This window comes from Enterobacter cloacae complex sp. IR53030 (assembly GCF_049238365.1).
GTDB lineage: Bacteria > Pseudomonadota > Gammaproteobacteria > Enterobacterales > Enterobacteriaceae > Enterobacter > Enterobacter kobei.
The window spans coordinates 1-13,461 of the sequence record NZ_JBMKHA010000009.1; the positions used below are offsets into that span (position 1 = coordinate 1).

10 protein-coding genes and 1 pseudogene are annotated in these 13,461 nt (G+C 52.6%); 8 read left to right on the top strand and 3 right to left on the bottom strand.

The genetic code is table 11. From position 1 onward, the window contains the following. Window positions 1–71: 71 nt before the first annotated feature. Window positions 72–170 (bottom strand): annotated as a pseudogene (locus tag ACOTXR_RS11135) (hypothetical protein); the annotation flags it as partial. Further along, window positions 167–871, bottom strand: a complete 705-nt coding sequence (locus ACOTXR_RS11140) for a response regulator (RefSeq protein WP_014884072.1) — start codon at window positions 869–871, stop codon at window positions 167–169. The pseudogene ACOTXR_RS11135 and the gene ACOTXR_RS11140, both read right to left, overlap by 4 nt. A 265-nt stretch (window positions 872–1,136) precedes the next feature. On the opposite strand from ACOTXR_RS11140, the gene ACOTXR_RS11145 reads away from it, so the two are divergent. The 7 genes from ACOTXR_RS11145 (at window position 1,137) to pdeR (ending at window position 12,199) form a co-directional block, all read left to right on the top strand. Further along, window positions 1,137–1,529: a transporter gene (locus ACOTXR_RS11145; protein WP_100124566.1), complete on the top strand. Its 393-nt coding sequence runs from the start codon at window positions 1,137–1,139 to the stop codon at window positions 1,527–1,529. Between the two features lie 134 nt (window positions 1,530–1,663). Then, window positions 1,664–2,575, top strand: coding sequence for an ABC transporter six-transmembrane domain-containing protein (locus tag ACOTXR_RS11150; protein WP_032629001.1), 912 nt, complete (start codon window positions 1,664–1,666; stop codon window positions 2,573–2,575). Between the two features lie 4 nt (window positions 2,576–2,579). After that, on the top strand, window positions 2,580–5,684 hold the full coding sequence (locus tag ACOTXR_RS11155; protein WP_058689966.1) for a multidrug efflux RND transporter permease subunit: 3,105 nt from the start codon (window positions 2,580–2,582) through the stop codon (window positions 5,682–5,684). A 250-nt stretch (window positions 5,685–5,934) separates the two neighbouring features. Further along, on the top strand, window positions 5,935–6,723 hold the full coding sequence (fabI, locus tag ACOTXR_RS11160) for an enoyl-ACP reductase FabI (protein WP_003856831.1): 789 nt from the start codon (window positions 5,935–5,937) through the stop codon (window positions 6,721–6,723). Between the two features lie 151 nt (window positions 6,724–6,874). Then, window positions 6,875–7,861, top strand: a complete 987-nt coding sequence (locus ACOTXR_RS11165; protein WP_023337373.1) for a CMD domain-containing protein — start codon at window positions 6,875–6,877, stop codon at window positions 7,859–7,861. Window positions 7,862–7,949: 88 nt separating this feature from the next. Further along, window positions 7,950–9,884 carry an exoribonuclease II gene (locus ACOTXR_RS11170; RefSeq protein ID WP_023337374.1) on the top strand — a complete coding sequence of 645 codons (1,935 nt, stop codon included), beginning with the start codon at window positions 7,950–7,952 and terminating at the stop codon, window positions 9,882–9,884. A gap of 323 nt (window positions 9,885–10,207) precedes the next feature. Then, the gene (gene pdeR / locus ACOTXR_RS11175; protein WP_058689901.1) at window positions 10,208–12,199 is read left to right on the top strand and encodes a cyclic di-GMP phosphodiesterase; all 1,992 of its coding nucleotides are present in this window, start codon (window positions 10,208–10,210) and stop codon (window positions 12,197–12,199) included. Here the strand turns inward: pdeR and ACOTXR_RS11180 are convergent. Continuing rightward, window positions 12,196–13,065, bottom strand: a complete 870-nt coding sequence (locus tag ACOTXR_RS11180) for a crotonase/enoyl-CoA hydratase family protein (RefSeq protein ID WP_014884079.1) — start codon at window positions 13,063–13,065, stop codon at window positions 12,196–12,198. The genes pdeR and ACOTXR_RS11180 overlap by 4 nt on opposite strands. A gap of 193 nt (window positions 13,066–13,258) precedes the next feature. On the opposite strand from ACOTXR_RS11180, the gene ACOTXR_RS11185 reads away from it, so the two are divergent. Beyond that, the gene (locus ACOTXR_RS11185; protein WP_014884080.1) at window positions 13,259–13,441 is read left to right on the top strand and encodes a hypothetical protein; all 183 of its coding nucleotides are present in this window, start codon (window positions 13,259–13,261) and stop codon (window positions 13,439–13,441) included. Window positions 13,442–13,461 lie beyond the last annotated feature (20 nt).

Consider the following 13,461-nt stretch of genomic DNA (forward strand, 5'->3'; position numbering starts at 1 on the left):
CAGAGTTTTTGAAATGTAAGGCCTTTGAATAAGACAAAAGGCTGCCTCATCGCTAACTTTGCAACAGTGCCAAAAAACCAGGAGCCCAGTATTGAAATGGCAATGATCATAAACGTCAGCAACATCATGTACGTTAAGATCTGACGACTCAGGACAGACTCTCTGTTCATTTTTTCTCCCCAAGCCGGTAACCCATGCCCCTGATGCTCTCAGGGACGCCGTAAAGCCCCGCTAGCTCAAGTTTTTTACGCAGCTTGCTCATATGGCTATCTACTGTTCTGTCGAGGGTATCACCTTCCGGAAGACATGCGTTGAGTAACTCTTCGCGGGAGCAGACCTTTCGCGGATATCTGACCAGATACGTAAGAAGCTTAAATTCCGTCGTCGTTAACACCGGGGAGATCACTTCAGGTCCCACGGTAACCTCAACGTAGAAATCATCCGGATAGACCGTAATAAAAGGCGTCCTGAGAGGCGCGGCCCCCGCCTGCTGAATAGCGGGTTTGGTTCTTCGCAGCACCGCTTCAACCCGCGCGACAACTTCAGAAGGGTTAAAAGGCTTGATAACGTAATCATCTGCGCCAAGCCTCAGCCCCATGAGTTTATCTACGTCCTGATCGAGGGCAGAAACCATAATGACGGGCACGGAACTTTCCTGACGAAGCGTCGTGAGGACGCTCCAGCCGTCGCATACGGGCAGATGAATGTCCAGCAAGATGAGATCCGGTTTATGAAGGCGATTAAGCGCTATCGCCTGCTCGCCCTGTCTGGCCCTCAGCGTTTTCATCCCTGAACGCTCTAAGTAACTCATCAGTATTTCAGCAATGTCGTCTTCATCTTCAACAACAAGGATTAGAGTATTTTTGTTCATTTTATCTCCGCGGGTGAAATCCCTTTGAGCACGCTATCAGATATCTTTAGCACAATAAGACACAGCCTCCGGGAAAAAGTGCCGTAGCCATGAAATTTTCAGCACTAATTTAAATGTTCGGCCATGCCTCCACACAGCCTACACATTCAGTCAATAAAGACTCGACAATGCCTGGCCAGAATAGCTATTCGGGCAGAACCCTTCTTTCATAGAACGGTGAGAATTAACCCTGTCGCTTTAAGGCTTTATGAATCTGGCTGAGATAATGAACATGGAATTTTCGAAATATTTCTCTACTAAGAAAATCGGTATATATACGCTGTTCCTGCTGCTGTCGTGGGGATTACTTTATACCTGGCTGGTGTTGATGCATAAAATGGATGAAAAAGTTGCCGCGACGCTGCCCTCCTCTCCCATTATTTATGGTTGCATCGCTTTGTCGGTTGTCTCTCTGATAATACAAAACAAAGCAGGTGCATTCACTGAATTACTTGTCATCGCCTTCTGGCTAATGGTGATTTTTATATATCTCATAATTACGTTCACTGTGCTGCTGAACGCTACGCCAGATTTCGACGATTTGGTGTTTTACTACGAGTGTTATTTAATTCTTTTTTTCTGCGGTTCGCCGTTGTACCTCATTATGAGAATGATTTGAACAACCGCACGGTTGCGCTCCACACTCTCTCCATAAAACTGCCATTTCCGCTAAACAGGCGAGTTGTAGACTTCCTGCCAACCCTTGCTGCTCAAAATACACTCACTTAAAGAGTCTGAAACCTGTTACCCAGAATGAATAACCTTAATAACAATCGTCGTTCTCCAGATACAGCTGGCGTTATGTACTCACTTAAAAAACTCGCGGTACGTCACCGGAAAAAACTGGTTGTGACTTTTTTCCTTGTCGTGGCTGAAAACGTGATGTTTTTACTGTATCCCGTTCTGGCAGGCATCGCGATTAATGCCATTCTTGCGGGTAAGACACTTAACGCCGCACTGTACGGACTGATGGTGCTCTGTATGTGGATCATAGGTGCGACAAGACGGAGTGTTGATACACGAACGTTTGCTCGTATTTATGCCGGGCTTGCGGTCTCCGTTGTGCTTTCACAGCGGAAATACCAGCTTAACCATTCGGCTATCGCCGCCAGGGTCACACTCTCGCGCGAGTATGTGGATTTCTTTGAAATGCACTTGCCCCTGCTTATTACCTCGCTGAGTTCTCTCTTTGGTGCGGCAATCATGCTGTTATTTATCGAATTCTGGGCCGGCATCATGTGCTGTGCAATCGTCATCATTCTGATGGGATTTGTCTCGGAATATGCCCGTAAAAATGAATGGTTATTCATGCGCCTGAATAATCGTCTTGAGAAAGAAGTTGATTATGTTCATAAGGCAGGCACCGCCACCCTTCACCGACATTACGTCACGCTTGCACGTTTACGCATTGCGTTATCGGACCGGGAGGCGTGGGGCTATTTATGGGTGGGTATACTCGTTGCCCTGCTTTTTACGCTGACCATTATCTGGATGACGCAATCGGCTGGCATCACCGCCGGACATATTTATTCCGTGATGACATACATGTGGATGTTCGCGACAAGTCTCGATGACGCCCCGCAGCTTCTTGAGAAATTTTCTCAGCTCAGGGATATCGGTAAACGCGTATCAGCCGATGACGAAATTCACGTATCTGGGCGTTAATTTAATGCCTCATTTTTTTATTGAACGCCCCGTATTCGCCTGGGTAGTGGCGCTTTTTATTGTCCTGACGGGTGTCCTGTCTATACCCCGGTTGCCGGTTGCGCAGTATCCGGCGGTGGCACCGCCGGGGATCATTATTTCTGTCACTTATCCGGGGGCCAGCCCCGATATCATGAATACGTCCGTGGTGTCGCTCATCGAGCGTGAAATATCGGGCGTGGATAATTTGCTCTATTTCGAATCATCCAGCGACACAACCGGTTCTGCATCTATTACCGTGACCTTTAAGCCCGGCACAGACATTAAGCTGGCACAGATGGATCTTCAGAACCAGATCAAGATTGTAGAGCCACGTTTGCCGCAGGCGGTCAGGCAAAATGGCATCAACGTCGAGGCGGCCAATTCCGGATTTTTAATGATGGTGGGGTTGAAGTCCACAACCGGCAAGTTTGAAGAGGCGGATTTAAGCGATTATTTTGCCCGCAACGTCAGCGACGAACTACGCCGTGTGCCGGGAGTCGGAAAAGTCCAGCTGTTTGGTGGCGAAAAAGCGCTGCGCATCTGGCTGGATCCCATGCAGCTGCACAGTTACGGGCTTTCGGTGAGCGATGTTCTTACCGCTGTAGGTCAGCAAAATGCCCTTGTTTCGCCGGGGAAAACGGGAGACGAACCGGCAACTGCAGGACAAGGCGTAACCTATCCCATCACCGTGAAAGGGCAACTCACTTCTGTAGAGGCTTTCAGAAACATTACCCTTAAATCAGATACGTCTGGCGCAAGGCTGAAACTGTCCGACGTTGCGCGGATTGAGTCTGGCCTGCAAAGTTACGCTTTCGGTATCCGTGAAAATGGGGTGCCGGCAACGGCTGCGGCAATCCAGTTGTCACCAGGCGCCAATGCGATGAGCACGGCTTCAGGGGTACGTGCACGTATCGACGAACTTTCTCAGGTGTTGCCGGAAGGAATGGCGTTTACGGTTCCCTTTGATACCGCACCGTTTGTAAAGCTGTCCATCATGAAGGTGGTGCAAACCTTTGTGGAAGCGATGGTCCTTGTCTTTCTCGTTATGCTGCTGTTTTTACATAAGATACGCTGTACGCTTATCCCCGCGATTGTGGCCCCCGTCGCGCTGCTGGGCACCTTCACAGTGATGCTATTGAGTGGATACTCGATCAATATTCTGACCATGTTCGGCATGGTGCTGGCGATAGGGATTATCGTGGATGACGCCATTGTGGTCGTGGAGAACGTTGAACGGCTGATGGAAGAAAAAAACCTTTCTCCGCGCGACGCTACCCGGGAGGCCATGGCCGAAATCACCCCGGCAATTATCGGGATCACGCTGGTACTTACCGCTGTCTTTATACCCATGGGTTTTGCTGATGGGTCCGTAGGCATTATTTATCGACAATTTTGTATTTCCATGGCGGTATCCATACTGTTGTCGGCATTTCTTGCCCTCACGCTGACTCCCGCGCTTTGTGCGACGTTGCTTAAGCCCCACAGCGCACAAAAACACGGTGGCGGCAGGTTCGCGGTAGGCTTTAACGCCCGTTTTCATACCCTGACGACATGGTACGAATCCGGCCTGGGCGCGGTTCTGAAACGAACCGGCCGAATGCTGCTTCTGTATGTTGCGCTTTGTGCTGCGCTATTTTTTGGATTGTCTTCGCTGCCCTCATCCTTTCTGCCGGACGAAGATCAGGGCTATTTTATGTCCTCTATTCAGCTTCCCTCTGATGCCACAATGCAGCGCACCCTGAAAGTAGTAAAAACATTTGAACAGGAAATTGCGACCCGACCGGATATTGAAAGCAACATTATGATCCTGGGTTTTGGGTTTTCAGGATCAGGACCGAATTCGGCCATGGCGTTCACCACGCTGAAGGACTGGAAAGAAAGGCACGGCTCTACAGCCGAGGATGAAGCCGACCATATGCAGGCCAGTATGGCAAACGTCTCTGATGCCGTAACGATGAGCCTGCTCCCGCCTGCCATTTCGGATATGGGCACCTCGTCGGGCTTCACCTGGTACGTGCAGGACAGAGCGGGACTGGGCTACGAGGCGTTAAAGCAGGCGGCCGATGCGCTGGTGCTGAAAGCGAATCAACGCCCTGAACTGAGTGGCGTGTATATCGACGGCCTGCCGGAAGGCACTAGCCTGGCGCTTCAGATTGACCGGGAAAAAGCGGAAGCTCTGGGCGTCTCATTTGATGAAATCAACCAGACGCTCTCCGTCACCATGGGTTCAAACTACGTTAATGACTACACGAACAATGGGCGTGTTCAGCAGGTGATTATCCAGGCCGATGCGCCTTACCGAATGCAACCTGAGCAGATCCTGAAATTATCCGTTAAAAACCACCAGGGGCAGAGGGTGCCAGTGTCAACGTTTGCGACGCTCTCCTGGAACGTTGCACCGCAGCAACTAACGCGTTATCAGGGGTATTCTGCTATCCGCATTATCGGCAGTGCGGCCACAGGTGAATCCAGCGGTACCGCAATGAAAGTTATGGAGAATTTGTCCAGGGATTTACCTCAGGGCTTGGCGGGAGAATGGGCCGGGAGCTCATTGCAGGAAATAAAATCCCAGTCGCAGCTCCCGGGTCTGATCGTCCTGTCGATTCTGGTGGTGTTTATGGTGCTCGGTGCCCTGTATGAGAGCTGGTCAATACCTTTTGCCGTCATGCTGGTGGTGCCATTGGGACTGATCGGTGCAGTTATGGCCGTGTTTGTTGCCGGCATGACGAATGATGTTTTCTTCAAGGTCGGCCTTATCACCCTGATAGGCCTGTCTGCCAAGAACGCCATATTGATTGTGGAGTTTGCCAGACAATTGCATCGTGAAGGGAACCCTCTGGTGGCGGCAACGATACAGGCCGCAAGCCAGCGCCTGCGCCCTATTCTGATGACATCGTTAGCCTTTACGTTGGGAGTGGTTCCCTTAATGCTGGCCAGTGGCGCAAGTGACAGCACACAACACGCCATCGGCACCGGTGTCTTTGGCGGCATGATTAGCGGTACGCTTCTCGCGATCTTCTTCGTCCCGGTTTTCTTTATTGTCATCGCGCGTTTTATAGAAAGCGCCAGGAAAGGGTCACTATCGTGAGGGATCGCGCATCCACGCTGGTTGGATGAGGCGAAGCTGCTGCCGGGTGATATACTGGACGAATGCTGAAATTTTGAACCCACGCCTCACCTTCTGGGGCATTCGTCTTTGGCGATCGGCGAGAAATATCGTGACACAAGGGGCTGTGAGTGGGCTATAATTTCGAGCTAATTTCGAATGATTTTGAAATACTGCCTGTAACGCTATGAATTACAAGGCAAAATAAGCAATGAATATAAGGATTAAAGCTATGGGTTTTCTTTCCGGTAAGCGCATTCTGGTGACTGGCGTTGCCAGCAAACTGTCCATCGCATACGGCATCGCACAAGCAATGCATCGCGAAGGCGCTGAGCTGGCGTTCACCTACCAGAACGACAAGCTGAAAGGCCGTGTTGAAGAGTTTGCCGCGCAGCTGGGTTCCAGCATCGTTCTGGAATGTGACGTTGCACAAGATGAAAGCATCGATGGCATGTTTGCTGAGCTGGCAAAAGCATGGCCGAAATTCGACGGTTTCGTTCACTCCATCGGCTTCGCGCCTGGCGACCAGCTGGACGGTGACTATGTGAACGCGGTTACCCGTGATGGCTTTAAAATCGCTCACGACATCAGCTCCTACAGCTTCGTTGCGATGGCTAAATCTTGCCGCGCGATGCTGAACCCGGGCGCAGCGCTGCTGACCCTGTCCTACCTGGGCGCGGAACGTGCTATCCCTAACTACAACGTGATGGGTCTGGCTAAAGCGTCTCTGGAAGCCAACGTACGCTATATGGCGAACGCAATGGGTCCTGAAGGTGTGCGTGTTAACGCCATCTCCGCGGGTCCTATCCGCACCCTGGCGGCGTCCGGCATCAAAGATTTCCGTAAAATGCTGGCGCACTGCGAAGCGGTTACCCCGATTCGTCGTACTGTTACCATTGAGGATGTGGGTAACTCTGCTGCATTCCTGTGCTCTGACCTGTCCGCGGGTATCTCCGGCGAAGTGGTTCACGTTGACGGCGGCTTCAACATCGCTGCAATGAACGAGCTGGAAATTAAATAAGCTCAGACTCTCTTCCCGCACGGGAAGAGAGTTTCCCCCGCACCATCCCCTCGTTATTCCGTTCTGCTATTTGTTATCACCTAACAATATTTTTCCCTTTATCTGCGTTACGCCAGGATATTGATCGCCATTTTGAGATCAAGGAACGCCCATGGAACAACGCCGTTTTTCCGGCAAAGGCCACTGGTATCACGAAACCCAGTCAAACCACGCGCAGTCGGATGCGCTGCCCCTGGTGCCCGAAGCCGCTAACGTTGACGATCGTTTTTTGCTCGATTTAGCCCTGCCCGATGAGATTGTCGCCGCCTGTACCGGCTGGCTTGCCCCTGCCAGAGCCTTATGCCATCAGCTGTTTCCCCTCTCACTTCCCGTCAATCGTCTGCGAACGCTCAGCGCCTATGACCGGTTAAGTACCGCGTTGACGGTTGCGCAGGCCTGTGGCGTTCAGCGGCTATGCAACCATTATGCCGCCCTTCTTGCTCCGCTGCCGGGTCCTGACTCCTCCCGCGAAAGTAACCGGCGGCTGGCGCAAATCACGCAGTATGCCCGTCAGCTCGCCAGCTCACCGGATGTCATTGATGACAAGGCGCGAAACCAGCTTGATGAGGTGGGTCTCTCTACCTATGACATTGTGGTGATTAACCAGATCATCGGCTTTATCGGTTTTCAGGCGCGCGTGGTTGCGGTCTTTCAGGCTCTGCTTGGCCATCCCGTTCGCTGGTTGCCGGGCCATCATATTCAGCCGCACGCCCTGCCAGCGTGCGCCGGTAGGTGGATAGCGCTTCTTCCCGTGGTCGAGCTTCGCTATGCGAGTGCGCATCAGCTTGAGTCCCTCTCCCGCTGGCAGGCAGAACCTGCGCTTGAGGCGCTGACACCCGTCCTGTGCCATGAACCGACCTTGCTCGACCTGACGGGAGAGATCCTGATAAACAGCCGGGAAGAGAGTGCGCTTTCCCCGCCGTCGCTTTTGGCAGCAGTCGACTTGCTGACACGCTCGCCGGACCGCTTTAGTGCCGCGCAGTTTACCCCACTCATGGAAGAAGGACTGACTGTCGCCCAGGCGATCAACCGCCTGTCTCAAAGCGCGTTTGAGGGCTGGCTTAATCGACTAAAAGTCGCGGCTGGCAAAGCGGAATAACCACACGCATTCCCCAAAGACCGCTTGCTGTAGAAGTGAGAATCGCGTAAAACTGTCAGCCGCTCAATGGCTACGAAAATAGAACATTATGTTTCAGGACAACCCGCTGCTAGCGCAGCTTAAACAGCAACTGCATTCCCAGACGCCGCGTGCAGAAGGGGTCGTGAAAGCCACGGAAAAGGGCTTTGGCTTCCTTGAAGTTGACGCGCAGAAAAGCTACTTCATTCCGCCACCGCAGATGAAGAAAGTGATGCATGGCGATCGCGTCATGGCCGTCATTCATACAGAGAAGGAACGTGAATCCGCTGAGCCGGAAGAACTGATTGAACCGTTCCTGACCCGCTTTGTCGGTAAGGTTCAGCGAAAAGACGATCGTCTTTCTATCGTGCCGGATCATCCCCTGTTGAAAGATGCCATTCCCTGCCGGGCCGCCCGCGGCGTTGAGCATGATTTTAAAGAAGGTGACTGGGCCGTAGCAGAAATGCGCCGTCATCCTCTGAAAGGCGACCGTGGTTTCTATGCAGAGCTGACGCAGTTCATCACCTTTGGCGATGACCATTTCGTCCCGTGGTGGGTCACGCTGGCGCGCCATAATCTTGAAAAAGAAGCGCCGAACGGCGTGGCGACTGAAATGCAGGACGAAGGTTTGACGCGCCGCGATCTCACTGCGCTGGAATTTGTCACCATCGACAGCGCCAGCACAGAAGATATGGACGATGCGCTCTACGCTGAAGAGAGCGCCGATGGCAAACTGCATCTGACCGTCGCCATTGCCGATCCTACCGCCTGGATTGCACAAGGCAGTAAACTGGACGAAACGGCCAAAATCCGTGCGTTTACAAACTACCTGCCAGGCTTTAACATCCCGATGCTGCCGCGCGAACTGTCAGACGATCTCTGCTCGCTGCGCCCAAATGAAGTGCGCCCGGCTCTCGCCTGCCGCATGACCATCGCCGCGGATGGGACGATTGAAGACGATATCGAATTCTTTGCCGCCACCATCGAATCCAAAGCCAAGCTGGCCTATGACAATGTCTCTGACTGGCTGGAAAACACCGGCAGCTGGAAACCTGAATCTGATGCCATTGCGGCGCAGATTCGTCTGCTGCACCGTATTTGCCTGAAGCGTGGCGAATGGCGTACAACCCACGCACTGGTGTTCAAAGATCGTCCGGACTACCGTTTTGTTCTCGGTGAGAAAGGCGAAGTGCTGGATATCGTAGCCGAGCCGCGACGCATTGCTAACCGCATCGTCGAAGAAGCGATGATTTCCGCCAACATTTGCGCCGCACGCGTGCTGCGCGACAAGCTGGGCTTTGGTATTTACAACGTTCACACCGGATTCGATCCGGCCAATACCGAAGCGCTGGCAGCCCTGCTGAAGAATCACGATGTGCATGTTGATCCGGAAGAAGTCCTGACGCTGCCAGGATTCTGCAAGCTTCGCCGCGAGCTGGACGCACAGCCATCCGGTTTCCTTGATAGCCGTATTCGCCGCTTCCAGTCCTTCGCTGAAATCAGCACCGAACCAGGCCCGCACTTCGGCCTCGGTCTGGAAGCTTACGCCACCTGGACATCCCCAATTCGTAAATATGGCGACATGGTTAACCACCGTCTGCTGAAAGCGATTATCAAAGGCGAAACGATTGCACGCCCTCAGGACGACACGACCGTGCAGATGGCAGAACGTCGCCGTCTGAACCGCATGGCGGAACGTGACGTTGGAGACTGGCTGTACGCGCGTTTCCTGCAGGATAAAGCCGGAACCGACACCCGCTTCGCTGCGGAGATTATTGATATCAGCCGCGGCGGGATGCGTGTCCGTCTGGTGGATAACGGTGCTGTCGCCTTTATCCCTGCCCCATTCCTGCATGCCGTTCGTGACGAACTGGTCTGTAGCCAGGAAAGTGGCACCGTGCAGATTAAAGGTGAAACAGTTTACAAAGTCACTGAGGTGATTGACGTAACTATCGCTGAAGTCCGCATGGAAACCCGCAGTATTATCGCGCGACCAGCTGTCTGATAACCCGCTAAATTGTCGGCCATTTCCGTTCGGGAAGGCCGACAATTTTTCTTTTTAACCCGCCCCACAAATTCATCATTTTTTCTGACTATTTTCCGATTCCCCCCGCCCAAAATGGCCATAATTATCTACAGTAAAAGAGTGCCGTCATATTCGGTCACCTGAATAGCTGGATGCTCAGTATTCTTTTTTGGCAGACTCGTTTTATTATAAGAAAGCAGGGAAAAACAATACGTTCACTTCGGTTTTACCGCTGTTTCACAACGGAAAAGTCGACTGCAAATGAATAATTTGTGCGCTAATGAGTAGCAGCGGGAGAAATCATGATCGACGATCTTGAGCAGAATTTGCTGTTTCGTTACATGGGTACTCACAGTCCGTGGTGGCGATTGTCGGCAGACAGCAACGCTCTGCACCTTGCCGCCAGCGAAAATGCCGATGCGACTCAGGTGGTGACGCTGGACGAAGAACAAGCCACGTTGATCCGCCAGTTAACGGTAATTACCTCCAGCATTTCAATGAACCTCTCCCTGTATGGCGAAGAGGTTCCCGTGCATCTTGTCGGCCGCAAAATCACCCGAAACGAGTGGGCCGGCACGGCATCGGCCTGGAACGATACCCCCTCCGTAGCACGCGATCTCGCTCAAGGACTCTCCTTCGCGGAACAGGTGGTTTCGGAAGCGAATTCCGTCATTGTAATTCTCGATCAGCACGGCAATATTCAGCGTTTTAATCGCCTGAGCGAAGAGTATACCGGTCTGAAAGAGCAGGAAGTGATCGGTCAGAACGTGTTCAAATTGTTTATGAGTCGCAGCGAGGCGGCAGCCTCGAAGCGAAATATCACCGGTTTCTTCCGTAACGGCAGCTCCTACGAAGTCGAACGCTGGATCAAGACGCGGAAAGGACAACGCTTGTTTCTGTTCAGAAACAAATTCGTTCACAGCGGCAGCGGTAAAAACGAAATATTTCTTATTTGCTCCGGCACCGACATTACCGAGGAACGTCGGGCGCAGGAGCGCCTGCGCGTGCTGGCCAATACCGATACCATCACCGGTTTACCCAACCGCAATGCCATCCACGAACAGATCTCAGACGCCATCAACCATCGGGGCGAAACGCAGGTTGGCGTGGTGTATCTTGACCTGGATAACTTCAAAAAGGTCAACGATGCCTACGGGCATATGTTTGGCGATCAGCTCTTACAGGCGGTTGCACTCGCCATTCTGAGTTGCCTTGACGAGGGGCAGGTTCTGGCCCGGCTCGGCGGCGATGAGTTTATCGTGATGGCCACGAATACGTCTCAGGGCTCGCTGGAAGCTATGGCGTCGCGCATTCTGACCCGCCTGCGCCAGCCGTTCAGAATCGGGCTGATTGAGATATATACCGGCTGTTCTTTGGGGATCGCCCTCGCGCCGCAGCACGGGAACGATCGGGAAAGTGTGATTCGCAATGCCGATACGGCAATGTACACCGCCAAGGAAAATGGCAGGGGTAAGTTCTGCGTCTTCTCCCCTGAAATGAACCAGCGCGTATTTGAGTATCTTTGGCTGGACACCAATCTGCGTAAAGCGCTGGATAACGATCAGCTTCTGATTCACTACCAGCCTAAAATGACCTGGCGCGGTGAGGTCAGAAGTCTTGAGGCGCTGGTCCGCTGGCAGTCGCCGGAGCGCGGCTTGATCCCACCGCTGGAATTTATCTCTTATGCCGAAGAGTCCGGTTTGATTGTGCCGCTGGGGCGCTGGGTGATGCTCGACGTGGTTCGTCAGGTGGCGAAATGGCGTGACAAGGGGATTAACCTGCGCGTGGCCGTGAACGTCTCTGCACGTCAGCTTGCCGACCAGACGATTTTCAGCGATTTAAAGCAGGCGCTTAAGGATCTGCATTTTGAGTACTGCCCTATCGACGTCGAGTTAACAGAGAGCTGTCTCATCGAAAACGAAGAGCTGGCGCTTTCGGTGATCCAGCAATTCAGCCGACTCGGGGCACAAATACATCTGGATGACTTTGGTACGGGCTACTCTTCCCTTTCCCAGCTGGCGCGTTTTCCTATTGACGCCATTAAACTCGATCAATCTTTTGTCAGAGATATTCATAAGCAGTCCATCTCTCAGTCTCTGGTACGCGCCATTGTCGCAGTGGCACAGGCCCTGAATCTGCAGGTGATCGCCGAGGGGGTGGAGAATGCAAAAGAAGACGCCTTTCTTACTAAGAATGGCGTCAACGAACGGCAGGGTTTCCTTTTTGCTAAGCCGATGCCCGCTGCCGCATTCGAGCGATGGCTAAAACGCTATCAGGCGCGACAACAGCGCTAGCTGGCCTTGCGTAAGCCCGCCGCATGATGGCGGTTTTGCAGCATCACCAGACGCTCCATGTAGGCTATATCTTTCGGCTCAAGGCAGAATGCGGCATCGACCCAGTCTTCGGTAATATCCATCAGCTCACTGCGTGGCAACTGCAGAACGCGCGTACGAGCACGCAGCATGGCTCTTACGCCGTTCAGTTTTGGCCGCAATGTGTCGATGAAGGTCCTGACCGAGACGTAGCTTTGCCCGGGTTCATACAGCACATCCACCAGCCCGTGCTGCTCGTACCATTCTGCCGTATGGGATTCCCCTTTGTAGATGAGCTCCTCCGCCAGCTTCATGCCTGAACGTCGTGCGACCAGAGAATACCCCCCCATCCCCGGGAACAGATTAAAGGCAATTTCCGGGAAACCTAACCGGGCATCACGCTGAGCCAGGACAAAATGGTGCGCCAGCGCTGCCTCAAATCCGCCGCCTAATGCGCTGCCTTCGACCATTGCCAGCGTGATGGCCCCCGTATCAAACCCTCTTGATGCCGCATGGACGCAATCAACACAGGCGCGGGCATAGGCCCGTAACGCTTCACGCCGCCCGTTCTGAATGCACTCGACGAAGAACTGCAAGTCCCCTCCCACGTTGTACATTTCAGGAACAAGCGAGCCGGTAACCCAAAAATCGACCGCAAAACCCGACTGACGGACCAGCCAGGAAAGGTTCATGATCTCCTCAATTAAGGCATGGTTGAAGCAAGGACGCGGCTGAGCCCGCAGCATCATCCAGACGGTGCGTCGCTCCGCCTCGTAATACCCTGAGAGCTGCGTGAAACGTTCAGTATCGGTAAACAGTGTACAGGTAGGCTGATTGATAACTGTCATAGTCCAATTCCTCATATAAAAAAGCGCCTTGCGCGCAGTTTTAGACTAATCCACCGATTAAGCCTGCTATATGAGGGGGAATAAATTTATCACTTTCATTTATGTAATTTCGTTATCGCATTTTTTCCCTTCTCTTTTGACCCCATTTTCTGCATCATTGAAATTATTCACTTTTCGCTCCCGGGGAGAGATTATGTCTACTATTGATCCACAAGCTGTAGCACAACGTATTGATACCGTGCTGGATATTCTGGTAGCGGGTGATTATCACTCTGCGATCCGTAATCTCGAGATCCTGAAGTCTGAACTTCTTGCTCAGAATGGCGCTGACAACGCCCCCGAAAACAAACAGCCAAAAGCGCCGTGGGAAGTGTAATCCCACCGTTTCCGACCTCG